The following is a 21706-nucleotide window of genomic DNA, read 5'->3' as shown; positions in this document are numbered from 1 at the left end:
TCTGGCGTCTGCAGATTTCGCCGGTGTGCCGATAGCTGACACGGTATTGCCGGGATAGTCGACTAACAGGTTTTCGCGGGCGAACTGCTTCTGGTGCATGAAAACCTCGACCTTCAGTCCATAGGTGGCATTGCTCGTACTATCAGCTGTATCAATTCCCAAAGTCTAGACGTAACTATCCCAAAAAATTACCGCTTTGCTTTGGGGTCAAAAGACAAGCTAGCCGTCCTGCGGCCGGATAAACGACTAATACAAGCTGATCGGCCTCCTAACGCTCTCGTTACAATTGATTGGGTTACCTCTTCAGATTATCAATTGGCCAGTTAGTCAGTTGAATGTCTGAAGCGCTAGGCAAAGGTCAGTTGGGCGTTGCTTGAAGGTGTGAGTATTGATTGAGGGCTTTGGAGAAAGCTGTTTTTGAATTCAATATCTATACACTCCGTTTTAAAAAAACGAATTCAAGGGCAAGCCAAAGAAATATATTTGTTGACTTTTTAAAGTTACCGTAAAATCAGGCGTTTTCGTCGCTTGTGGCTAAATAGTGGCTGCTGCGAAACGGGATAGTCGCCCGGCCCTTGTATCATTTTGACTCCATCACTTGAGGGGAAGGCTGACCAATACGATCCTGATTCCCGGTCATCCACTCCTGAGTTGCTTGCGCAATGTATAGCACGCTGGATCGATTGTTCTGCCGTCCTCGAGGTTGTCTGTTTACCTAAACCCATATCTGATCTGGGCCGCCTAGGGCTCACGCTGGAGCGTCCAAGTGCCGACCGCCGGATCAGATCGCCGGGTAGCCATACGCGGTTACATGCCTCCGAGTTCCTAAGAACCGCGCATGCGAGTTTCCCAGTAGCTCGACGCATTAGCGCCATCTGTGGCGTCTGTGCCGCAAGGGGGGATATACGCATCGACCAGCAAGCGTCCCCCGATCATGGTTGTGAAGGTCTAGGAGCTGTCTGGCCAAGCTGATACGGCTCACATTGCAAATGTGGTCTAGGTACTAAAGCTTCATTTGCTATCGCCTATCGCCGTTCGGTCAGATTATTCAAGGCCTTGCGAACTTCCTGAGGTTGGCTTATGGCGAGGGGGAGAAGGGTTTAAAGTCAGATACTCTAAGCATTTTTGGTCGTACGATCCCTTTCTAGCTCAGGCTACTGCCCGCTTAAAATCGAAAGGGAGAATTGGTTTGGATAATTTTCAAGTATTGTTCAGCGAGCCGAAGCTTGTAGTTGGCCATTTCCAGGTTCATCATTCCTTTGTCCAGTACCGATGAACAGTAGTAGGAGGCAGGCCAAGTTCGCGGGCAGTTTCCTTCTGTGTCTTACCTAGTTCCTTGAGCTTCAGCACAGCCTGAACGTTTTCTACGTTAGCTTTCGTGCCTCGGGCGCGTTTCTTCAACTCACCATCCTGCTTCTGATGCTCCATCGTATGGAGTCCGCCATCATCCCGAAAACGCCGTACATCCTCCAGGGCTTTCTGTAGTTCATGTTCTGGTGTGTCATGAGTACGCTGTGCGAGTGCAAGAGCGAGCAGTGACAGAATATGCATGTCTAAGCATTCAGCTACTTTGATCAACGTCGACAGGGTCGCTAAGGTCTTTCCTTGCTCAATCATACTGAGATTATTCTGGCTGATAGTTCCAGCGAGCGCGTCAGGGCGCACGCCTTTCAACTCTCGGACGGCTCGCAGGGTGATGGCGATCTCTTCCTTCACGATCATGACTCTCAAAAGGCAGGATAAAGCCATAGCCAGTCGATTCCACCAAACCATGCTTGTTGTTAATGCTGGAATTTAGGGATATGATGGGTGAGTCGTGAGGTGAGCCGGCACACTAATAAGTAATGCGATTTCGGCGTGCCAATTGAGCGAGTTGTAGGAGAAAAGGTCGGTTGTCGTATTGCCCGCTGCGTGGGCTGATCTCCGATGCTGTCACGTATGGATCGAGGAATTTGTCGTGTTTGTGACGTACAGCAGCAATCTTCAGGGCCGCTTCAGCGGATTCGATAGCACGCGATTGCTTTGGAGTTCGATAGAGCTCAATCCAGCCGAATACTATTTTCTAGTTGAGGGGTGTGGTTTGGTCGATGGTTGTTTCGGCCCATGGGTACGGCTGTTGTCGACTGTGAAAGAACTGGATTCTTTATGTAACGGTGAGAGTGTTGAAGCACACAGCATCACTCAAGTTCAGTTGCTCGCACCTGGTGTTATGACGAATCGTTCCGGACTATCGGTGGAGCTACTTTCGGAGATTCGAGTTCAGCCTGGGACGGAGGAAAACCCGATCTACGAGTTCATAACCGGCACGGGCCATATCTACACCAGTGCACGCAAATGATGGTTCCAACACCGGAGACGCCATGTCAGTAACCCTGGATGAGATTGCTCAGTTTTTTTATGGAAGTGGGGAGGTCGTTGTTGGTTGGCATGGCGCGCAAGAAGAATTAATAGGGCTTGCCGAACACACTTTTCCGGGGAAGCCTTTCTGCCTAGTAAAGCAATGGATCATCGCTGATCTCCAGCTCACACAGGCGGAGCAAGATCGTCTCGCGTCAATGGGGCTGCTACCAAAAGCTGTCTATTCCCATGAGGTCGTCCAGGACAGCCGCCGACGTTTTTCTCCCGGCCACTGGGTTCGCACCAATTTCGGAATTTCGCATGACCACCCCTGCATGTTTGAAACCAAAAGCACCGTCTACCTATTGCTTGGTGATGGTGTGAGAAAGCCAGCAGCACTGAGTACCGTCTTCTCGTTTCGCGCGTAACCGGCTCAACACTTCACACACGCTGCCATTCAGGCAGTGCGATTTGCTACGCCTTTAAAAATTGCAGGAGCACGTTTTGATTCGATTTGATTGCCGGCAGGTCACTGGAGTGATCGAAAAGCCACGAGTGATTGCTACCCAGCAGGGAACTGTGACTGCGCGCATCGTTATGGATGGGCAGGTGTTGCCGAATGTATTGCTGCCAGGAAAGATTTTTGAAGAGATTGAGGCGGGGGAGCGAGTGACCCTCTACGGCATCTTCACGAAGAAAAAAGACAAGACTGAAAACAAAGCCACCATCTACGCCATGAAGGGCGCTAACGGCAAGCTGGTAGCAGCTAGGCAGTACCAGATCAAGGTGCCGGTGATGTTGATGGTCTACGCAGTACCCTTGATGATCTTGGCGTTCATCGCAGGGTGCTTCCTTTCTCCCTATCCGATTCATCTAGTTTCTGGAAGCGTTGACCCTGATTACCTAGTTCGGACTACCTTCGTTTGGGCCTTCTGGGAAGGGATCTTGGCTGGGTTAGTCATGGTAGGAATCGCGATCAATTGGGTCATGAAGAGCAATGATCCGGAAAGTTGGGCAGTGATCGATGCTGTGACACTTTCTCAGCGCTTCAGTAAGGCGTTTAAGTAAATACTTCATAGCCAAGCTTCCCCTTCGGTTGAGGCTTCGGCGAAGCGAAGGGGAGATGATCTGGTCAGCCTTATGGAACTCCGGACGGAGTTGACTGAGTGCATATGGCAGTGCTCTCCAGGGTAAGCAGATAACTCCCAGGAGGGCCGGCTTTGAGAGTTCTTTTCCATGCTTGATTCGAACTGCCCGACAATCAGCCGGCTGACGCCGAATGATCGAGTTCTATTTCTCGATTTTGATGGGGTGCTGCACCCAGACGACGTTTACCGTACCCGGAGTGGTTTGGTGTTGCGTGCACCCGGGCAACTCATGATGCATGCTGGAATCCTTGTCGAGATACTGAAGGAGTTTCCTCAAGTCAAAATCAGCTTATCGACAAGCTGGGTGCGCATCCTCGGTTACCGTCGTGCACGCGCTGCCTTACCGCCAGAGCTGCAAGCTCTTACGGTGGGCAGTACCTGGCATTCAAGGATGCCCAAGGCGCCTCTTGAGGGCTATGACATGTACAGTCGCTATCACCAGATCCGTTCTGCAGTAACCAGGGCAGGCCTGACGAACTGGGTCGCTCTGGATGATGATCCTTTCGAAAGCTGGCCGGATCACGATCGACGACTGATCCGCTCTGATCCTGACCTCGGCCTTGGCTCAGTGCCGACCCAGAAGGAGTTACGGGTCAAGCTGAAAGCGTTGATGGAGGCGTAAAAACATTCCCCGAAACGCTTTGGCATTGCTGGTAAGGCATGAGGTAACTGCTTCAGTAACCGTATTCGTTCAGCAATTTGCGAAGGAATTCACGCCGCCTTTGAGCGATGCACAGAATTAGGTAATCACGCTCGTAGTCCTTGGTCGAGAGGTGCCCGGCATCTACAAGACCATGGATATAGCCTTCCGCTTTGCCTCTGGCTTCGAGCAGTGTCTCTATTGTAGTGCTTTGGTAAATGTCTTCAGCCAGCAGTCGCCACCGTTTCTTTTGGTGCTGCCCGACTGGATCGTCCGAAAATTTTGGTGCGTTGATCAGGGTGTTGAAATCGGCACGTGCGTCGGGTGCGTTCAAAGCGGACTCTCAGTAGTGATAGCTGAGCGGAGGTTATCATGCGCACACTTAATGGCCTGCTGTTGGCTGGCTTACGTAGGCGCTGTCGCGAAGGAACGATTTTAATGATGGCGCAGGCTTTCGATGGCGGCTGTGAAACCTGGAGTTCGATATGGGGCACCTTAGCCTTGAGGACGTCTACCCCGACGACGTAAAAAAATACGGCCATCTGCGAGTGGGATTGGCCGACCTCTACGTAAAAGAAAATCACGCCACTTATGGTGTGGTTACGCGTGGCCAATACCGCGAACTGACCAGTAGGTTACTGCGTGACGAATCGGTGCAAATGATCATCAGCGCTAAGCTCGCCGCATTGCCAGAGGACTACGATCCATGGATTTGGCGGATCGAACGCAATCGCGCCCTACGCGCTAGGTATGGGGACAAATTCGATCCTTGGGGAGATGACTGAAGTCCCCGCGTCCATTCACAAATGCAGCGGCTACCCCAATCTTGTGATGGACATTTTCGCCGTCGGACGGTTCACAGCTCGCCTTGGCTCAGTAACCGTAGTCGCTCAGCAGTTTCTTCAGGAAATCGCGCCGCCGTTGAACGATGCTCAAAATGAAATAGTCGCGGTCAGTGTCTCTCGCGGACAAATGCCCGGCGTCCACAAGACCGTGGATGTAGCCTTCGGCTCTGCCTCTTGCTTCAAGCAATGTATCGACGGACGTGCTTTTGTAGATGTCTTCAGCAATAAGCTCCCACCGCTTCATTTGGCGCCGTCCAATAGCGTCGTCTGTAAACTTTGGTGCGTTGATCAGTGTGTTGAAATCCTTGGGTGCGGTGGTTGTGTTCAAGGTGTGTTCTCAGGCCAGTGATGCCTGTACTGAGGTTACCATGCGCGCAATTAATCGCCTGTTGCTGGTGGGTTTGCCGCTACCCATATTCCAATCGAACGTATTGCGCAGTCCAAGCTATGCGCTTACGCGAAGAGATGATTGCCTTGATCTTACCAAATCCGCAGATAAATCCGCATATTTTGAGTCTGTATCGGGCTGAAACCTTTGCACAGCAGGGGCTCCATGGTTCTGGAAAATCCGCGATCCAATGCCGGCTTTTCCTTCCGTCATCGAAGACCAGCCAGGATTCGGCCCTCATGAGGAACATTCGAGGCACGTGCATGGTCGCCAAGTAGTCGTCCGAGTGTCGAAAACGCTGCGTCATAAAGACCAGCAGCCATGCCCGCGCCGATCAGCGTCCATGCTAGGTAATAAACGGCTAAGTTACTGGCTAAGCCCATCAACAGCATACCCATCGCCAAAAATAACGAGCTAGCTGCCAACACGGGGCGTCCCCCACTTCGGTCGATCCATCGTCCCGCCATGGGCGAGCAAGCTCCTGCGACCAGCAGTCCCCAAGACAATCCAATTACTATACTCGTAACTGACCATCCTGTTTCTTTGGTGATTGGTGTCGCAAGAACTGCTGGCAGGTAATAGGTCGAACTCCAAGCGAGGATTTGTGCGATGCCTAATGCCCACACAAGCCTGAGTCGGTTGATAGGTTGCTGGCTGCTTTCTAGGTTTTTCACTAGCTACGGGCTCTTGTGTTTTTCAGACGTAAGCTGCTCAGCCTTGCGTTAAGACCGTGGGGACGGCTTCTAAATTACGAACTCGCTGCAGCAGATATGGAAGTATGTGTCCGGCATCAGGCCCCACGCCTCGTAGGGTTGCAGAGGCGAAGTTGCGTTGTTTGGGCAAGCCTACAAAGTACAAGCCTGGGACATGAATGGCTCGCCCGTCGCGCTGCGCCACTCGTCCCTGCTCATCAATTACTGGAAGGCCTTGGAGAAATGGCAGGTTCGGACGAAAGCCAGTGGCAAAAACGAGGCTATCAACGGTTTCATGCTGACCTTCGGCCCAAATCACGCCTGTTGAAGTGACCTCGGAGAACATTGCTGCTTGATTGAAGTATCCGGATCTCAGAGCCTTTCTGTACGTGCCGTCGTCCAGTACAGGCGTGCTTTGATCGTTTAGCCACTTAGTTTTCTCTAGGCCTGTCCATTTCAACCAAGTATGAAAATCTGCTCCTAATATCCGTTGTGGCGCGAATCGAATCGCCTCTCGCGTGGCCAGAGTCACTGTTGCAACGAGGGATAAGTCGTAAGCGATTTGTACAGCGGAGTTAGCAGCGCCAACTACGACGATACGTTGCCCACTAAATGCTTCTGCATTCCGATAATGAGCACTGTGAAGCTGAGTGCCGCTGAAGTTTTTGAGCCCAGGGATATCGGGTACGTAGGGACGACTGAAGGCTCCTGAAGCCACGACAACTGCTCTCGCCAAAAAGTATTGTCCGTTCGTGGCAGTGATCCGAAATCCTTCGCCTTCCTGACATACGTTTGCGACCCTAATCCCTTGGAGAATAGGTAGCCGGAAGAAGTCGGCATACCGTTCCAGGTAACGCACGACTTCATCTCTAGTAGGGTAGTGGCCTGCTGCTCCAGGGAAAGGGAGCCCCGGAAGAGAGGAATATGCTGCTGGTGAGAACAATTCAAGGCTGTCGTAGTAATTACGCCAGTTCCCCCCAGGCTGCGGTTGCTCATCAAAAATAAGGAAATTGAGGCCTTGCTGCTTCAGGTGCCAACCGCTAGCCAACCCTGCTTGGCCAGCACCAATGACAACAGCATCAAACATCTGATTTTTTGCGTTCATATATGCGCACTCATGCACGTATTTATGCAGAAGAGGATCAGTCCTTTTTGCCTGGACAGCACAGCGGGGCGATGCTTTTGGTGTGGAGGAGGATGGTCTCTAGACGCTTGATAATGGCCGGGCCGTCAATTTCATAGAACATCTGGCGCCCTACCTTAGCGGCTCGAACAATCCCCGCTTTCAGTAGCACCTGAAGATGGCGAGATACAACCGAACGTTCCTGAGGCAACTCAGCCGCAATTTCAGTTACATCAGCGCGACCTAGTAGCATGACTCGCTTCAGCACGGCGATTCGCGGTGGCTCACACAGGGCCTTGAAGAATGCGCCGTCCAACGATTCGATGGCTGCCTCAATGGCTTGGGTTCGGGTTAGTGATGTAGTCATAAAGGAACTATATGTGCATGTATGTGCACATGTAAAGGATCGGTCGAAACTGGGCACTACCTCCCAGGCTATCGGATGGGCAGACTATCAGCCATTGTCGAATGGTAACGCCTTGCACATGTAGCAAGCCGAGCCAGGGCAAAGTCCCCTAAACTGCTCCGTCTGAGAAATCATAGGTGGCGCTGAGCCTCGTTGATTTACTGTATAGCCCTGCTGATCGAAAAAGCCTGACGCAGTTGTTGTCAGCAAATGAAGTCGAGCGATTCCCTGCTCGGCGGCTTTCGCTTCAATGACCCGAAGCACCGCGACACCGACCCCTTTCGATCTGTATGCCGGCTCTACGACCATGGAGCGCAGCAATCCATCTGCTCCATACGTTTCAAACCCACCCCATCCGACACTCTTACCGTCCATGGTGAACTCAAAAAAGATTCGGCCTGGGAGGTCAATATCGCCTGCGGGAAGATCGGCGGTTTTCAATGCTGCGCGAAAACGCTGCCATTGCTCTCCTGCAATTTTCGTTGCTTGGATCATCATCTTCCTCTCCATCCTTTTATCTCCTTTGTGCCGCTTTGCATGGACTGTTACGACTCAAGCCGAAGCAGCAGTCATTATATTTGCTTTACCGAATATTCGCCAAAGCGTATATTCGATTTTCCATATGTATCGAGTTCAACCATGAGCCCTACTATCAAAGTGCTTTTCGTGTGCACTGCCAACTCAGCCCGCTCCCTGCTTGCAGAAGCTTTGCTGCGGCACACCGACCCGCGCTTCGAGGCCTTCAGCGCAGGATCTGAACCGGCTGTTGTTGATCCGCGCACGATTCAGGCATTGGAGGCAGTTGGAGTCGATGCAACGGGCCTGCGCAGCAAGTCCATCAGCGAGTTTCAAGCTGATCGATTCGATTACGCGATCACTCTTTGTGATAAATCCGCAAGCGAGTGCCTAACAATGCCCAGTGCAGGTGAAGTCATTGCCTGGGATTTTGCTGACCCAGTAACTAGCGATGATCCTGGCGCATTTCGCCATACACTCCACGACATCCACGAGCGCATCAAGCTCTTCGTTTTGGTCAAGACCAAACATCTGGAGGATCTATGACAGAACCCATGAACCCCACCACCTTATTCAAGTGCCTTGCGGATGACACGCGAGCAAAAATTTCGCTGCTTGTCGTGAGTGAAGGTGAGCTGTGTGTATGCGAGCTGACGGCAGCACTCGACCTTAATCAGCCGAAGATTTCTCGTCATTTGGCGCTGCTGCGCTCTGCTGGTTTGTTGATGGATCGTCGCCAGGGCCAATGGGTGTACTACCGACTGAATCCCGATTTGCCTGCGTGGGTAACTGCGGTTTTGAAAGAAGTCGTAGACGCGAATCAGCAATGGCTGGAAACCGAGGCTAAGCGCCTCTGCGGCATGAACGACCGTCCGATCAACCAAGCCGTGTGTAGCTGATTCACGCCCAACCGGATTAACGAAATGCTGATTGCCGTATTGATATTTATCGCCACCATCGTGCTCGTCATCTGGCAGCCCAAGGGGCTCGGAGTTGGTTGGAGTGCCGCGTTGGGTGCCATCGTGGCGTTGCTGGCAGGTGTCGTTACTCTTGCAGACATACCCGAGGTCTGGCGCATCGTCTGGAACGCTACCGGGACTTTCATTGCGGTCATCATCATCAGTTTGCTGCTTGATGAAGCAGGGTTTTTCAAGTGGGCTGCATTGCACGTGGCTCGGTGGGGAGGCGGAAGCACCCGCAAGCTGTTCGCATTTATCGTCCTGCTGGGCGCAGCGGTTTCGGCCCTGTTCGCCAATGACGGAGCAGCATTGATCCTCACACCCATTGTGATCGCGATGTTGCTGGCGTTGCGTTTTTCTCCTGCTGCTACTTTGGCATTCGTCATGGCAGCCGGTTTTATCGCCGATACGGCGAGCTTACCGCTGGTGGTTTCCAACCTGGTCAACATCGTTTCTGCCGACTACTTCGATATCGGCTTCAACGAATATGCTTCGATCATGGTGCCGGTAAACATCGTCAGCGTGGCGGCGACATTAGCTATGCTGCTGTGGTTTTTCCGCAAAGATTTACCAAAAACCTATGACCTCAACCAACTGGATAATCCGGACGAGGCAATCCACGACCGTGCCACTTTTGTTGCCGGCTGGTGGGTGCTGGCACTACTCCTGATCGGCTTCTTTGTCATTGAGCCATTGGGGGTGCCAATCAGCGCCATTGCAGCTGTCTGTGCATTCATTCTCTATGTCATCGCGGCTCGTGGTCACGCCATCAACACAAGCAAGGTGCTCAAAGAGGCGCCATGGCAGGTGGTGATTTTTTCTTTGGGTATGTACCTGGTTGTTTATGGCCTGAAGAATGCCGGCCTGACCGACCATATCGCGCAGATCCTGAACGTGTTCGCCGGTTATGGGGTTTGGGGCGCGTCCCTAGGTACAGGGCTACTAACAGCGTTGCTGTCTTCGATCATGAACAACATGCCCACCGTTCTGGTCGGCGCCTTATCCATTCATGCCGCCGAAGTCGATGGTGTTGTCCAGCAAGCGATGGTTTACGCCAACATCATCGGCTGCGACCTGGGCCCGAAGATCACCCCAATTGGGAGCTTGGCAACTCTATTGTGGCTGCACGTGCTCGCCCGGAAAAACATAACGATCAGCTGGGGTTACTACTTCAAGACCGGGATCGTGCTGACCGTGCCCATCCTCGTCGCCACATTGTCCGCCCTGGCAGTGCGCCTCAGTTTCTGAATCAAGGAATCTTCTAATGAAAGTCTTGTTCATGTGCACCCACAACAGCTGCCGCAGCATTCTTTCTGAGGCGCTTTTCAACCACTTGGCTCCAGCAGGCGTAGAAGCGGTCAGCTCGGGAAGCTTTCCCAGTGGTCGAGTGAATCAGCGGGCATTGCAAACCCTGGAGGCGGCGGGTATCTCCACTGCGGGCTTGAGCAGCAAGGCTTCGGATGCTTTTGAAGGCTCGCCTCCAGACATCGTGATCACTGTCTGTGACCGGGCAGCGGGTGAGGCATGCCCAATCTTCTTTGGGCCAGCTTTGAAGGCGCATTGGGGTCTGGCCGACCCGTCTGACGCTAGCGGGTCGGAAGCCGAGATCACCGCAGCGTTCGAAACCACACTCGCCAAAATTCACGAGCGCGTGAGCGCATTTCTTGCGCTGCCACTGAAGACCATCAGCACTGACCAGTTGAAAGCTGAACTGAATCGCATCGGTTCGCTTTAAAGATTAACCGAGGCGGCACCCAACCAGGCGCCGCCGTAGGAGTTTGTATGCAAGACACATTGCCGAACGTAGACGCCGACCTAATCGACATTCCTTCGCTGGAGCAACTGTCTCCTCGTACGCCTTCGCTCCATAAACCTCGCATTCTTCTGCTGTATGGATCAACGCGAGAGCGCTCATTCAGCAGGTTAGTCACGCAAGAGGCGGCACGCCTACTGAATGAGTTTGGCGCCGAAACCAAGATCTTTGACCCTTCGGGTCTGCCGCTGCCGGATGACGCTCCCGATACACATCCAAAGGTCGCGGAGCTACGCGAGCTGATGCAATGGTCTGAGGGGCAGGTGTGGTGTTCCCCTGAGCGTCACGGCTCCATGAGTGCAGTATTCAAAGCCCAAATTGACTGGGTTCCGCTGGCGATTGGCGCTGTAAGACCTACGCAAGGCAAAACCCTTGCTGTGATGCAGGTCTGCGGCGGCTCGCAATCTTTCAACGTGGTCAATCAGCTGCGCGTACTGGGGCGATGGATGCGGATGTTCACCATCCCAAACCAATCTTCGGTGGCAAAGGCGTTCACCGAGTTCGACGAGGCAGGTCGTATGAAACCCTCCTCGTATTACGACCGACTGGTGGACGTGATGGAGGAGTTGATGAAGTTCACGCTGCTGTTGCGGGATCGCCAGGATTATTTAGTTGATCGGTACTCCGAGCGTAAAGAGTCCGCCGAAGAGCTGTCCAAACGCGTCAACCAGCGCTCCATCTAACGTCAGCACGAGGAAGCGATATGAGCCAGATCACGATCTACCACAACCCCGAATGCGGCACCTCTCGCAACACCTTGGAGTTGATCCGTAACAGCGGGGAAGAACCGACGGTTATCGAGTACCTGAAGACCCCGCCTGATCGCACCACACTTGTCAGATTGATCAAGGATATGGGTATCGAGGTGCGGGCTCTTTTACGTATCAAAGGCACTCCGTATGAGGAGCTGGGACTCGGCGATACGTCACTTACTGATGATCAGCTCATCGATGCCATGATGGCTCATTCCATCCTGATCAATCGCCCCATCGTCGTGACGCCCTTGGGTACACGCTTGTGTCGTCCGTCAGAGGCAGTCCTCGACCTGCTGCCGCAAGAGCAGCGCGGCAGCTTCGTCAAAGAAGACGGACAAGTCGTCACTGATGAGAATGGCCGCAGGGTTTAAACCGATGTAAAGCAGTTGGGCTTGGAGGGATGCTGGTGAATCAAAACTCGAAATTTGATGTAGTGGTCATTGGCGGTGGCCAATCCGCGCTCACCGTAGCCTATTTTTTGAGGCGTACAGGCCTTTCCTACGTATTACTCGATGCCGAGTCAGCACCGGGAGGGGCCTGGCGGCATGGGTGGGATTCTCTGAGACTATTCTCGCCGTCTGCTTGGAGCTCAATCGCCGGCTGGCCCATGCCAGCAGTATCCGAGGGGACTCCTGGGCGGGACGATGTGGTCGACTATCTGACTCAATACGAGCGCAGATATGATTTTCCCATTGTCCGCTCCACGCGGGTGACCCGTGTCGAGAAAACCGAAGACGGATTACGGGTTATCTCCGGGGATAGAAGCTGGGATGCCAAAGCGGTTATCAGTGCAACAGGCACCTGGAGCCGCCCATTTACCCCGAGCTCTCCCGGACAGGAGTTATTTGTAGGGCAGCAGCTTCATTCCGCTCATTACGTTGGGCCGAACGAGTTTGAGGGGAAAATCGTCCTTGTCGTGGGTGGTGGAAACTCGGGAGCCCAGATTTACGCCGAGGTTTCCAAAGTGGCTCAGGCAACCTGGGTAACTCAAGAGGCCCCAAAGTTTTTACCTGATGAAGTTGATGGGCGCGTCCTGTTCGAACGAGCCACTGCTAGATTGAAGGCGCAACAAGATGGGATGGAGCCTCAACAGCCCGTTGGAGGGCTGGGAGACATTGTGATGGTGCCATCGGTAAAGGAAGCTCGCGAACGCGGCGTGCTTAACACGGTGCGGCCATTTACGCATTTCACCTCAACGGGTGTTGTGTGGCCATCGGGGGCCGAGACGAAGATCGATGCCGTCATCTGGTGTACTGGATTTTCTCCAGCGCTCGACCACCTGAGCAACCTGGGTATCGTTGGCAAGGACGGCAAGGTAGCCGTAAACGAAAATCGAAGTGTTGATTCATCCAGTCTGTGGCTGGTGGGTTACGGCGATTGGACAGGGCTCGCCTCAGCTACATTGATTGGAGTGACCCGCACAGCTCGAGATGTAGTCAACCAAGTCCAAAGCTATCTCACAAGCGAAGCCTGATCGCTCGCGACGCAATCGCGTGCGCCTACTGTGATGCAACTTCAAGCTCGGGAAAGAGAATAGGCTCCAGTGGAGGAGTTACTTGGCACAGCCCGAGCCGCCAGTAGCCGACGTCGTGCCATTTTCCAAGCTTGAAGCCAACCTCCGGATATGTGCCGATGTGCACGAATCCCAGCGACTCATGCAGGCCTACACTGCCTTCATTGGGCTGCGCAATTCCGGCGTACGCTGCGCGAAATTTCTGCTTTTCAAGAATCGGAAGTAACGTCTCATAGAGTTGACGGCCAACGCCTTGACGGTGAGCCGACTCGGCTATGTACACCGTTACGTCAACGGCCCATCGGTAGGCTGGACGTGCACGGTGCTGGCTGGCATAGGCGTAGCCCTTGATCTCCCCACCTTCTTCGGCCACAAGGTAGGGATATGTCTGAAGTGTCGTCGCTATTCGCTGAGCGATTTCCTCAGCGCTTGGCGGAATCTCTTCGAACGAGATCGCCGTTGTTGAAACGATGGGGGCGTAAATGCGCTGGATGGCTTCAGCATCTGCTACCGCCGCCGTACGAATCTTCGAGACCATTGAAGTCGCCTTCATTCAAAACTTAGACACTAGCCTTTTCGATCACCTATTGAATATGGCGATCTGGCGGTGCTACCGAAAGCATGTTCAGCACCACGGAGGTTGATCAAGAGTGGGCATACTGCCCGCAGTAAGCCGTCAGCATCCTGTACGCCATGAAATCCACTTAGAGCTTGACATCCGGTCGCAACTGAAAAGGGATTTGAGGTATAGTGCCAGCTCTGCATACCTTTGAGCTACAGGAACATCAGCATGACTGTACTCCAAACGATCTACTGGCAGCCTACGCCGCCTTAGCGCTACGCCCCCTCGCAACACACTGCTTCCGCTAGCCTCGCTCGCGGGTGCTCACTGCTGCACGCCTGGTTTTACACCTTAAGCACACAGCAAAAAATCCTCAAAATTTGAATTTGTATCGATTCGCTCGCCTTTCCCTTGGCGTGCGCGATGCTTTGCCTTGGATATTTCTATGCTGCAAAAACTTAGACAAACGTGGTTTTCCAACGTCCGTGGAGATGTGCTCGCGGGTATCGTAGTTGCACTTGCGCTGATCCCGGAGGCCATCGCCTTTTCCATCATCGCCGGCGTCGACCCCAAGGTCGGTCTCTACGCCTCCTTCTGTATCTGCGCCGTCATCGCCTTCGTCGGTGGTCGCCCTGGCATGATCTCGGCGGCTACCGGTGCGATGGCACTGTTGATGGTCACCCTGGTAAAAGATCACGGGCTTCAGTATCTGCTGGCAGCCACCTTGCTCTGTGGGGTATTCCAAATCCTCGCGGGTTACCTGAAGCTCGGTTCACTGATGCGCTTCGTCTCTCGCTCAGTGGTCACGGGTTTTGTTAACGCCTTGGCGATTCTGATTTTCATGGCGCAGTTGCCTGAATTGACCAACGTCACCTGGCACGTCTACGCCATGACCGCAGCAGGTCTCGGAATCATCTACCTGTTTCCATATCTACCGAAGATCGGCAAGCTGATTCCTTCGCCGCTGGTGTGCATTCTGACCCTGACTGCTATCGCGATTTACCTGGGGCTGGATATCCGTACCGTAGGTGACATGGGCCAACTGCCGGACACGCTTCCAATTTTCCTGTGGCCCGAAGTGCCGTTGAACCTCGAAACCCTGCGCATTATCTTTCCGTACTCCGCAGCGCTGGCAGTTGTAGGCCTGCTAGAGTCTATGATGACCGCGACCATCGTCGACGACCTGACCGATACCACCAGCAACAAAAATCGCGAGTGCAAAGGTCAGGGTGTGGCCAACATCGCTGCCGGCATGCTCGGCGGAATGGCGGGTTGCGCGATGATCGGTCAGTCGATCATTAACGTGAAATCCGGTGGCCGTACCCGTCTCTCGACGTTGTGCGCGGGGATCTTCCTGCTGCTGATGGTGGTGTTCCTTGGCGAATGGCTCTCCAAGATCCCGATGGCAGCACTCGTCGCAGTGATGATCATGGTCTCCATCGGCACATTCAGCTGGGATTCGCTGCGAAACCTGAAAAAGCATCCGCTGTCGACCAACCTCGTCATGGTTGCAACGGTTGTGGTGGTCGTGGCAACGCATAACCTGGCTTACGGCGTATTGGTTGGCGTACTGCTGGCTTCGCTTTTCTTTGCGAACAAGGTCGGACACTACCTCGAAATCAAGAGCACTCTTGAAGAGGCGGAGTCGCATCGGACTTATCGCGTCGTGGGTCAGGTTTTCTTTAGCTCTGCAGACAAATTCACAGACGTATTCGACTTCAAGGAAGCGCTCAATAAAGTCACCATTGATCTGACACAGGCGCACTTTTGGGATATCACCGCCGTCGCAGCGCTGGATAAAGTGGTGATCAAGTTCCGTCGTGAAGGTGCCGAGGTCGAAGTGCTGGGTCTCAATGAAGCTAGCTCGACAATCGTTGACCGCTTCGGTGTGCATGACAAACCCGGTGCCATCGACAAGCTCATGAGCCACTAAGGAGAACGACAATGACCCACGTAATGGCATGCATTGATAACTCACAATCCTCATTGGCGGTCTGCGACTACGCAGCATGGGCATCACAGCGACTAAGTGCCCCAGTGACCTTGCTCCATGTGCTGGATAAAGACAAATCCCCGGCATCCGCCGATCTCAGCGGCAATATCGGTCTGGGCAGCAGAGAGCATCTATTGGAAGAATTGGCCATGCTAGATGCGCAGCGTGCCAAGCTCGCCTTGGAGCAAGGGCAACACATGCTGGAAAAGGCTCGCGAGCGGACGTTCATCTCCGGCGCCGTAGGGCCCGACCTGAAGCAGCGGCATGGCCACCTTGTCGAGAGCCTGAGCGACCTTCAGGACGATATTCGACTGTTGGTCATCGGGCGAGTGGGTGAAGACAGCACGCACAACGCTCACACTCTTGGCAGCCAGATTGAAGCAGTTGTCCGAACTATCCATCGGCCCATTCTGATTACAAGCAGAAAGTTTAAACAACCCGAGAAGGTCATGCTTGCATTTGACGGCAGTCCTACTGCCCATAAAACCGTGCAGATGCTTGCCTCCAGCCCACTGTGCGAAGGCCTGCCGATTCATATCGTTATGGTTGGAGCAGATTCTCAAAACAACCAGAACGAGCTTGAGAAAGCACGCAGCACACTTGCGTTGTCCGGCCTAGAGGTTCAGGCCGAGATCCGGTCAGGCGAGGTAGAGTCAGTTCTGCATGCTTATCAAGCCGAGCACGCCATCGACCTCCTGGTCATGGGGGCGTACGGGCACTCACGCATTAGGCAGTTTTTGGTAGGCAGCACCACTACGACGATGCTGCGAACAGCTTCTCTCCCCGTATTGCTGCTCCGCTGAACCAGCGTCCCGACCACAGTATTTCCAAACTCCAGAAATACTGTGGTTACCCTGGGCGATGATTACCTGATCGAGTCGTAACGAGACCCCATGCAACTCATAACCGAAATTATTCATCCAGAGCTGAAGTCCACACAGGGCAGAGTATTCCGTCGTCATGCTGCGCGCGGCATCGTGTTGCGTGATGAAAGGATCCTGCTGCTGTTCACTGAACGTTATAACGATTTTAGCTTTCCTGGCGGCGGCCTTGATGCTGGCGAGGACATTGTCACAGGCCTGAAGCGTGAGCTTGAGGAAGAGACCGGTGCCCGTGAGATTCAGGTACTCCAGCACTACGGTTATATCGAAGAATACCGGCCTTACTGGAAGCCACAATATGACCTGATGCACATGACGTCGCATTTTTATCTATGCGAAGTAGCGTCCCAGCTAGAGCCCGTCAGAATGGAAAGCCACGAAATCGCTAATGGAATGCGGCCTGTCTGGATCAACCTGCATGAGGCCATATCGCACAACGAAGCCGTGATGCAGCGTCAGGAGTCATCGATGGGGCAGTCAATTCAGCGCGAAACGTTCATGCTGAAAAAAGTCGCGTCCGAGTTGATGCCGCCAATCAGCCGTTGAGGGGAATATCTCAGCAGCTTATGGCGTAAAGCACGATGACAACACTTCGCGAGACGATGTTCCGGCCACAGAATTTCTGTCAGGTAGAAACTCCGTGGCCGGCTCGCTTACGCTTATTTAGAAACGGTGGCTGCGACAATGGCAGGCGCAGCGCTGCGGCGCAAAATCAGGACACCACCTATCGCAGCCAATGTCGAACCGATCAACACACCGACTTTTACCTCGTCAATCAGGTGAGCTGATCCAGCAAACGCCAGGTTGCCGATGAACAGGCTCATGGTGAAGCCGATGCCACACAAGAGCGCAACGCCGTAAAGCTGTGCCCAATTGCTGCCTTCCGGCAGTTTGGCCAAGCCCATACGAATGGCCAGAGCAGCCAATAGGAAAATGCCAATCTGCTTGCCCACCAACAAGCCGAGCGCTACACCCAGCGGAACCGGATCGACTAGGTTTTCCATAGAAATGCCTGCCAGTGAAACACCGGCATTGGCGAAGCCGAAAATTGGCACCACAGCAAACGCTACCCACATGTGCAGCTTTTCTTCTAGGAACAGCAGTGGAGACCGAGCTTCCTCTTCAGGTTTACCCATTGGAACGCACAGTGCTACAGCGACACCCGCAAGGGTGGCATGCACCCCCGACTGCAGTACGAAGAACCACAGCACACCACCGACCATCAGATACGGGAACAATCTTCTGACGCCCAGTCGATTCATTGCGATCAGAATGACCAGGGTTGCAAGCGATGCCAGCAACATCGGCATGGAAAGACCAGTGCTGTAGAAAAAGGCGATGATGACTACAGCACCCAGGTCGTCAATGATCGCCAAGGCGGCGAGGAAGACCTTCAGCGACGTAGGGACTCGCTTACCTAGGAGCGACAAGACGCCCAAGGCGAACGCGATGTCGGTAGCGGCTGGGATAGCCCACCCCTTCAAGGTCTCAGAATTACCCCAGTTGATTGCGATGTAGATCAGCGCAGGCACAACCATGCCACCTATGGCACCAAATCCCGGTAGTGCGCGCTGGCCCCAAGTGGAAAGCCCGCCTGCCAGAACCTCTCTTTTGATCTCAAGGCCGACCATCAGGAAGAAGATCGCCATCAGGCCATCATTGACCCAATGCTCCACAGACATGCCCAACCAGACACTGTGCAGCGCTGCAAAGTAGCCTTCGGACAGAGGCGAGTTAGCCACAATCAGAGCTGCCAAAGCGGCGCCCATCAAAACCAGACCTCCAGCGGATTCCGATGACAGGAAACGGGCTAAAATTGCAGCCGCTCTAGGCGTTTCTAAGGGAATTCTGTGGTTGGTCATTGATGCCCTTGTAGTTGATCGAAAAGGGGATATTTTAGCATCTGAGCGGCTCGGTTACGGGCAAACAAACAGCCTGAAACAGTTCACCACTTGAATCCGCAACTCATCATCACAGCTCGTCAGCGGAAAGTAATTTCAGTCCCACTATGCCCGCCAAGATGAGGAAGAAACAAAGGATTCGCAGCATGCTCCGATCTTCGCCGAGCATCGTAATCCCATATATCGCAGTACCCAATGCACCAATCCCCACCCACACCGCATAGGCCGTACCTACCGGGATAGTGCGGGTAGCAAGCGACAGTAGGTACATGCTCAGGCAAATAAAAGCTGCGCAAAAAATGCTTGGCCACAATTTAGTGAAGCCATCAGTACGTGGTATGGCAGCCGCGTAAAAAATCTCACAACCACCGGCGAGCAACAAAAATATCCATCCCACAAGACCATCCTTACTGAAAAATTGCGCTATCGGTTATCCAGTTAATACATGCCCCATAGAGGCGCTAGAACCGAATGCTATTTTCGTGCCCGCCGCCCCAAAACTGTGAGAGCCAAAAGCCTAGGGCTTCTTGGCTATGACCAGCAGCCCCGCCACGATCAGGCCCGCGCCTGCAATCATGCGCAACGTGATGACCTCTTTGAGCACTAGGGCTGCGAGCAGCATGGCAACGACCACGCTACCTTTATCGATCAGTGCAACCGTGGCGACATCCCCTACTTTCAGTGCCTTGTAGTAGAAGATCCATGACAAGGCAGTGGTGACGCCAGACAGTCCTAGCCAATACAGATTTCGGCTTGTGATGTTGGCCACTTCCTGTGTCGGAACAGCCCAGGCCGCGAATACGAGTACAAAGGTACACACGAACAGGGTGCGAACTGTTAGACCAAGCTCAGCTGAAATGCCTGCGAGTCCCATCTTGGCGATCACAGAAGTAAACCCGGCAAAAAACATTGAGATGAAGGCATAAGCCACCCATTTTTCCATGCGTGTATTTCCCTGAACATTTGATGTTGCAAGCGACTGAGAGGCCAATCACAAGTCACATGCCCCTCAGCACCTACTCCCGGCTGACGCAGTCAATCTTGCGGATGACTTATTTCGGTATGTACGCCGCTACCGACTTGCGAATCTCTTCCCGCGCTTCATCTGCGCTCCCCCAACGGCCCATCTTCACCCACTTACCCGGCTCCAATGCCTTGTAGTTTTCGAAGAAGTGCTGGATCTGTGCGAGGAGTAATGCAGGGAGGTCAGAGCATTCCTTTATGCTGCTGTACATAGAGCTGAGTTTTTCATGAGGCACCGCGATCACCTTGGCATCCGCCCCAGCTTCGTCCGTCATGTACATCACACCAACCGGGCGACTACGAATGACAACGCCAGGTGATACTGGGTAAGGACAAATCACCAAGACGTCGAGAGGATCGCCGTCATCGCTGAGCGTATTTGGTATGAACCCGTAGTTAGCCGGGTAGAACATCGGCGTGCTGAGGAAGCGGTCAACGAAGATCTGTCCGCTTGGCTTGTCCACCTCGTACTTGATCGGCGAGTGGTTTGCAGGAATCTCGATAACAGTGAAGAAGTCATCGGGAATCGCGTTACCAGCTGGAATGTCCGCGTAGCTCATGCTCATATCTCCAAGCGTCTATGAAAGGCTAAGGCCGCTGACTTTTTGCCAACGGATACACGTGATTCGATTTTTACGCTGACCAAGCCAACAGATTTCCCGGCTACAGGACGAATGATTTCCTGATCGCATCCAAGTCAGTCCATGGTCGCGGAGATTTCGAGCTGTCCTCATCACAGTCAAAGTGGTGTGCGAACGGTTGATCACTCAATGTCTCGGGCTGCTGCGCCGCGCACTTTCTACAAATGACAATGCCGCCCTGGATTCTCCATCTCCTGTTCCAGTCGACTAGCCTCTCTGACGGAGTCATTACGTCTCTCTCGTTTCAATCTGGTTGGACTCAAACCGGTGGACATCACCGCACGAATGCATCATGTCCTGCATAAAACGCACGGCTTCCCAGGTGCTCTTCTATTCGCAGAAACTGATTGTATTTCTCGACCCGCTCCCCCCGGCATGGAGCACCTGTCTTGAGATGGCCAGTGCCCATGGCGACTGTCAGATCAGCGATGAAGCTGTCCACGGTCTCCCCACTGCGATGAGAAACCATTGCTCCCCAATTTGCCCCGTAGGCCATTTCAATGGCGGCTTTGGTCTCAGTCAGGGTTCCGATTTGATTGGGTTTGATCAGTACGGCATTGGCGACGTTTTCTGTGATACCTCGCTGAATCCGTTCGACATTGGTGACAAATAGGTCATCTCCAACCAACTCGATCCGGTCACCCAGCGCAGTATTCAATAGCTTCCAGCCCGACCAATCGTCTTCCGCGAGGCCATCTTCCAGCACCGCAATCGGGTACTGGTCGACCCAGGAGGAATAGAGGCTAATCAGCTCTTGGGCGTCGACCTTACGACCTTCCGAACGCAGATGGTAAAGACCGTTTTCATAGAAGCCGCTGGATGCTGGATCGATAGCGATCTCGATCTGAGATCCAGGGGTATAACCGGCCCTTTCAATTGCCTTAATGATCAGCTCAACGGCATCTGAGTTCTTCTTCAGTGCCGGCGCAAAGCCGCCCTCATCTCCGACCGCTGTTGAGTAACCGGCGTCCTTTAGCACCGCTTTCAGCTCGTGATACACCTCAGCGCCCCACCGCAAGGCTTCCTTGAAACTGCCAGCCCCTGTAGGTGCAATCATGAATTCCTGAAAGTCAGGGCCTTGCCAATTGGCGTGAACACCGCCATTGAGAATATTGAACATCGGGACGGGCATTCTTGCTGCTTGCTCGGCGCCCAGATATTGGAACAAGGGCACGTTCATCGCAAAAGCCGCCGCTCTGGCAACGGCGAGGCTTACGCCCAAGATAGCGTTTCCTCCAAGCCTGGATTTACCAGAGGTTCCATCCAGCTTAATCATCAGATGATCAATCTGTTCCTGGTCAACCGCATCCAGGCTCCTCAAAGATTCATGTATTTCGGTATTCACATTGCTAACGGCCTTTAACACTCCTTTGCCGGAATACCGCTGTGTATCTTTGTCACGTAATTCAACTGCTTCGTGAGCGCCTGTAGAGGCACCGGACGGTACTGAAGCCCGGCCCATGGCGCCGCCCTCCAAGGTGACGTCGACTTCAACGGTAGGGTTACCGCGTGAATCGAGAATTTCACGTGCATGAATGGCCTGGATTTGCGTTTTCATTGATCTTCTCCA

At 53.4% G+C, this 21706-nt stretch carries 28 protein-coding genes; 15 read left to right on the top strand and 13 right to left on the bottom strand.

Going from position 1 to position 21706, the window contains the following annotated elements; translation table 11 throughout:
* Positions 1–1251: 1251 nt before the first annotated feature.
* The gene (locus tag ACP7BN_RS11120) at positions 1252–1722 is read right to left on the bottom strand and encodes a helix-turn-helix domain-containing protein (protein WP_426204028.1); all 471 of its coding nucleotides are present in this window, start codon (positions 1720–1722) and stop codon (positions 1252–1254) included.
* A gap of 235 nt (positions 1723–1957) precedes the next feature.
* Here ACP7BN_RS11120 and ACP7BN_RS11115 point away from each other — a divergent pair, with 235 nt between their 5' ends.
* The 4 genes from ACP7BN_RS11115 (at position 1958) to ACP7BN_RS11100 (ending at position 4107) form a co-directional block, all read left to right on the top strand.
* Positions 1958–2338: a hypothetical protein gene (locus ACP7BN_RS11115; protein WP_426204026.1), complete on the top strand. Its 381-nt coding sequence runs from the start codon at positions 1958–1960 to the stop codon at positions 2336–2338.
* A gap of 22 nt (positions 2339–2360) precedes the next feature.
* On the top strand, positions 2361–2765 hold the full coding sequence (locus tag ACP7BN_RS11110; protein WP_426204024.1) for a DUF6957 family protein: 405 nt from the start codon (positions 2361–2363) through the stop codon (positions 2763–2765).
* A 76-nt stretch (positions 2766–2841) separates the two neighbouring features.
* Positions 2842–3405 (top strand): hypothetical protein, encoded by a 564-nt coding sequence (locus ACP7BN_RS11105; protein WP_426204022.1) that lies wholly within the window; start codon positions 2842–2844, stop codon positions 3403–3405.
* A gap of 168 nt (positions 3406–3573) precedes the next feature.
* Entirely contained in the window at positions 3574–4107 is a 534-nt protein-coding gene (locus ACP7BN_RS11100) for an HAD domain-containing protein (RefSeq protein WP_426204020.1), read from the top strand.
* 52 nt (positions 4108–4159) lie between these two features.
* Here ACP7BN_RS11100 and ACP7BN_RS11095 read toward each other — a convergent pair whose 3' ends face one another.
* The gene (locus ACP7BN_RS11095) at positions 4160–4459 is read right to left on the bottom strand and encodes a hypothetical protein (protein WP_426204018.1); all 300 of its coding nucleotides are present in this window, start codon (positions 4457–4459) and stop codon (positions 4160–4162) included.
* A gap of 151 nt (positions 4460–4610) precedes the next feature.
* Here ACP7BN_RS11095 and ACP7BN_RS11090 point away from each other — a divergent pair, with 151 nt between their 5' ends.
* Positions 4611–4910: a hypothetical protein gene (locus ACP7BN_RS11090; protein ID WP_426204016.1), complete on the top strand. Its 300-nt coding sequence runs from the start codon at positions 4611–4613 to the stop codon at positions 4908–4910.
* 88 nt (positions 4911–4998) lie between these two features.
* Here the strand turns inward: ACP7BN_RS11090 and ACP7BN_RS11085 are convergent, their stop codons facing one another.
* The 5 genes from ACP7BN_RS11085 to arsN2 form a co-directional block, all read right to left on the bottom strand.
* Entirely contained in the window at positions 4999–5298 is a 300-nt protein-coding gene (locus tag ACP7BN_RS11085) for a hypothetical protein (protein ID WP_426204014.1), read from the bottom strand.
* Between the two features lie 269 nt (positions 5299–5567).
* Entirely contained in the window at positions 5568–5984 is a 417-nt protein-coding gene (locus tag ACP7BN_RS11080) for an MFS transporter (protein WP_426204156.1), read from the bottom strand.
* 85 nt (positions 5985–6069) lie between these two features.
* Complete coding sequence (locus ACP7BN_RS11075; RefSeq protein WP_426204012.1) at positions 6070–7155, bottom strand: flavin-containing monooxygenase; 1086 nt, start codon at positions 7153–7155, stop codon at positions 6070–6072.
* Between the two features lie 37 nt (positions 7156–7192).
* Entirely contained in the window at positions 7193–7540 is a 348-nt protein-coding gene (locus tag ACP7BN_RS11070) for an ArsR/SmtB family transcription factor (RefSeq protein ID WP_426204010.1), read from the bottom strand.
* An 87-nt stretch (positions 7541–7627) separates the two neighbouring features.
* Positions 7628–8077 (bottom strand): arsenic resistance N-acetyltransferase ArsN2, encoded by a 450-nt coding sequence (arsN2, locus tag ACP7BN_RS11065; RefSeq protein ID WP_426204008.1) that lies wholly within the window; start codon positions 8075–8077, stop codon positions 7628–7630.
* A 141-nt stretch (positions 8078–8218) separates the two neighbouring features.
* Here arsN2 and ACP7BN_RS11060 point away from each other — a divergent pair, with 141 nt between their 5' ends.
* From ACP7BN_RS11060 to ACP7BN_RS11030, 7 genes are read left to right on the top strand one after another with little or no spacing between them, the layout of a single operon-like run.
* Positions 8219–8641, top strand: a complete 423-nt coding sequence (locus tag ACP7BN_RS11060) for an arsenate reductase ArsC (RefSeq protein WP_426204006.1) — start codon at positions 8219–8221, stop codon at positions 8639–8641.
* Positions 8638–8994, top strand: coding sequence for a metalloregulator ArsR/SmtB family transcription factor (locus ACP7BN_RS11055; protein WP_426204004.1), 357 nt, complete (start codon positions 8638–8640; stop codon positions 8992–8994). The genes ACP7BN_RS11060 and ACP7BN_RS11055 overlap by 4 nt, the downstream gene beginning before the upstream one ends.
* Before the next feature lie 24 nt (positions 8995–9018).
* A complete protein-coding gene (locus ACP7BN_RS11050) occupies positions 9019–10302 on the top strand; it encodes an arsenic transporter (RefSeq protein WP_426204003.1) in 1284 nt (427 codons plus the stop codon).
* A 16-nt stretch (positions 10303–10318) separates the two neighbouring features.
* Entirely contained in the window at positions 10319–10789 is a 471-nt protein-coding gene (locus tag ACP7BN_RS11045; RefSeq protein WP_426204001.1) for an arsenate reductase ArsC, read from the top strand.
* Between the two features lie 47 nt (positions 10790–10836).
* Positions 10837–11550, top strand: a complete 714-nt coding sequence (gene arsH / locus ACP7BN_RS11040) for an arsenical resistance protein ArsH (RefSeq protein ID WP_426203999.1) — start codon at positions 10837–10839, stop codon at positions 11548–11550.
* Between the two features lie 20 nt (positions 11551–11570).
* The gene (arsC, locus tag ACP7BN_RS11035; protein ID WP_426203997.1) at positions 11571–11993 is read left to right on the top strand and encodes an arsenate reductase (glutaredoxin); all 423 of its coding nucleotides are present in this window, start codon (positions 11571–11573) and stop codon (positions 11991–11993) included.
* Between the two features lie 29 nt (positions 11994–12022).
* On the top strand, positions 12023–13096 hold the full coding sequence (locus ACP7BN_RS11030) for an ArsO family NAD(P)H-dependent flavin-containing monooxygenase (protein ID WP_426203995.1): 1074 nt from the start codon (positions 12023–12025) through the stop codon (positions 13094–13096).
* Between the two features lie 25 nt (positions 13097–13121).
* Here ACP7BN_RS11030 and ACP7BN_RS11025 read toward each other — a convergent pair whose 3' ends face one another.
* Positions 13122–13673 (bottom strand): arsinothricin resistance N-acetyltransferase ArsN1 family B, encoded by a 552-nt coding sequence (locus tag ACP7BN_RS11025; protein ID WP_426203993.1) that lies wholly within the window; start codon positions 13671–13673, stop codon positions 13122–13124.
* Positions 13674–14142: 469 nt separating this feature from the next.
* Between ACP7BN_RS11025 and ACP7BN_RS11020 the strand changes: the two genes are divergently transcribed.
* The 3 genes from ACP7BN_RS11020 (at position 14143) to ACP7BN_RS11010 (ending at position 17117) form a co-directional block, all read left to right on the top strand.
* Positions 14143–15630, top strand: a complete 1488-nt coding sequence (locus tag ACP7BN_RS11020) for a SulP family inorganic anion transporter (RefSeq protein ID WP_426203991.1) — start codon at positions 14143–14145, stop codon at positions 15628–15630.
* A gap of 11 nt (positions 15631–15641) precedes the next feature.
* Complete coding sequence (locus tag ACP7BN_RS11015; RefSeq protein WP_426203989.1) at positions 15642–16493, top strand: universal stress protein; 852 nt, start codon at positions 15642–15644, stop codon at positions 16491–16493.
* 90 nt (positions 16494–16583) lie between these two features.
* Positions 16584–17117, top strand: coding sequence for an NUDIX hydrolase (locus ACP7BN_RS11010; RefSeq protein ID WP_426203987.1), 534 nt, complete (start codon positions 16584–16586; stop codon positions 17115–17117).
* A 113-nt stretch (positions 17118–17230) separates the two neighbouring features.
* On the opposite strand, the gene nhaA is transcribed toward ACP7BN_RS11010, so the two are convergent.
* From nhaA to eno, 5 genes are all read right to left on the bottom strand, one after another.
* The gene (gene nhaA / locus ACP7BN_RS11005) at positions 17231–18433 is read right to left on the bottom strand and encodes a Na+/H+ antiporter NhaA (protein ID WP_426203985.1); all 1203 of its coding nucleotides are present in this window, start codon (positions 18431–18433) and stop codon (positions 17231–17233) included.
* A 109-nt stretch (positions 18434–18542) separates the two neighbouring features.
* Positions 18543–18869, bottom strand: a complete 327-nt coding sequence (locus tag ACP7BN_RS11000) for a DMT family transporter (protein ID WP_426203984.1) — start codon at positions 18867–18869, stop codon at positions 18543–18545.
* 120 nt (positions 18870–18989) lie between these two features.
* Positions 18990–19415, bottom strand: coding sequence for an EamA family transporter (locus ACP7BN_RS10995; protein WP_426203982.1), 426 nt, complete (start codon positions 19413–19415; stop codon positions 18990–18992).
* A 109-nt stretch (positions 19416–19524) separates the two neighbouring features.
* On the bottom strand, positions 19525–20055 hold the full coding sequence (gene ppa / locus ACP7BN_RS10990) for an inorganic diphosphatase (protein WP_426203980.1): 531 nt from the start codon (positions 20053–20055) through the stop codon (positions 19525–19527).
* 355 nt (positions 20056–20410) lie between these two features.
* Complete coding sequence (gene eno, locus ACP7BN_RS10985; RefSeq protein ID WP_426203977.1) at positions 20411–21694, bottom strand: phosphopyruvate hydratase; 1284 nt, start codon at positions 21692–21694, stop codon at positions 20411–20413.
* Positions 21695–21706: the final 12 nt, after the last annotated feature.

The organism is Pseudomonas sp. TWP3-1, assembly GCF_049896625.1.
Lineage (GTDB): Bacteria > Pseudomonadota > Gammaproteobacteria > Pseudomonadales > Pseudomonadaceae > Aquipseudomonas.
Note: the sequence above shows the minus strand (reverse complement) of the source record. Positions and strands in the feature narration are given on the sequence as shown.

Excerpts from the sequence above, each read along its gene's own strand:
- ACP7BN_RS11015 (WP_426203989.1), top strand. The coding sequence starts at position 15,642 with ATGACCCACGTAATGGCATGCATTGATAACTCACAATCCTCATTGGCG.
- ACP7BN_RS11090 (WP_426204016.1), top strand. The coding sequence starts at position 4,611 with ATGGGGCACCTTAGCCTTGAGGACGTCTACCCCGACGACGTAAAAAAA.
- arsN2 (WP_426204008.1), bottom strand. The coding sequence starts at position 8,077 with ATGATGATCCAAGCAACGAAAATTGCAGGAGAGCAATGGCAGCGTTTT.
- ACP7BN_RS11100 (WP_426204020.1), top strand. The coding sequence starts at position 3,574 with ATGCTTGATTCGAACTGCCCGACAATCAGCCGGCTGACGCCGAATGAT.
- ACP7BN_RS11075 (WP_426204012.1), bottom strand. The coding sequence starts at position 7,155 with ATGAACGCAAAAAATCAGATGTTTGATGCTGTTGTCATTGGTGCTGGC.
- ACP7BN_RS11120 (WP_426204028.1), bottom strand. The coding sequence starts at position 1,722 with ATGATCGTGAAGGAAGAGATCGCCATCACCCTGCGAGCCGTCCGAGAG.
- nhaA (WP_426203985.1), bottom strand. The coding sequence starts at position 18,433 with ATGACCAACCACAGAATTCCCTTAGAAACGCCTAGAGCGGCTGCAATT.
- arsC (WP_426203997.1), top strand. The coding sequence starts at position 11,571 with ATGAGCCAGATCACGATCTACCACAACCCCGAATGCGGCACCTCTCGC.
- ACP7BN_RS11050 (WP_426204003.1), top strand. The coding sequence starts at position 9,019 with ATGCTGATTGCCGTATTGATATTTATCGCCACCATCGTGCTCGTCATC.
- ACP7BN_RS11045 (WP_426204001.1), top strand. The coding sequence starts at position 10,319 with ATGAAAGTCTTGTTCATGTGCACCCACAACAGCTGCCGCAGCATTCTT.
- ppa (WP_426203980.1), bottom strand. The coding sequence starts at position 20,055 with ATGAGCTACGCGGACATTCCAGCTGGTAACGCGATTCCCGATGACTTC.
- ACP7BN_RS11060 (WP_426204006.1), top strand. The coding sequence starts at position 8,219 with ATGAGCCCTACTATCAAAGTGCTTTTCGTGTGCACTGCCAACTCAGCC.
- ACP7BN_RS11010 (WP_426203987.1), top strand. The coding sequence starts at position 16,584 with ATGCAACTCATAACCGAAATTATTCATCCAGAGCTGAAGTCCACACAG.
- ACP7BN_RS11020 (WP_426203991.1), top strand. The coding sequence starts at position 14,143 with ATGCTGCAAAAACTTAGACAAACGTGGTTTTCCAACGTCCGTGGAGAT.
- ACP7BN_RS11055 (WP_426204004.1), top strand. The coding sequence starts at position 8,638 with ATGACAGAACCCATGAACCCCACCACCTTATTCAAGTGCCTTGCGGAT.
- eno (WP_426203977.1), bottom strand. The coding sequence starts at position 21,694 with ATGAAAACGCAAATCCAGGCCATTCATGCACGTGAAATTCTCGATTCA.
- ACP7BN_RS11030 (WP_426203995.1), top strand. The coding sequence starts at position 12,023 with ATGCTGGTGAATCAAAACTCGAAATTTGATGTAGTGGTCATTGGCGGT.
- arsH (WP_426203999.1), top strand. The coding sequence starts at position 10,837 with ATGCAAGACACATTGCCGAACGTAGACGCCGACCTAATCGACATTCCT.
- ACP7BN_RS10995 (WP_426203982.1), bottom strand. The coding sequence starts at position 19,415 with ATGGAAAAATGGGTGGCTTATGCCTTCATCTCAATGTTTTTTGCCGGG.
- ACP7BN_RS11070 (WP_426204010.1), bottom strand. The coding sequence starts at position 7,540 with ATGACTACATCACTAACCCGAACCCAAGCCATTGAGGCAGCCATCGAA.
- ACP7BN_RS11025 (WP_426203993.1), bottom strand. The coding sequence starts at position 13,673 with ATGGTCTCGAAGATTCGTACGGCGGCGGTAGCAGATGCTGAAGCCATC.
- ACP7BN_RS11110 (WP_426204024.1), top strand. The coding sequence starts at position 2,361 with ATGTCAGTAACCCTGGATGAGATTGCTCAGTTTTTTTATGGAAGTGGG.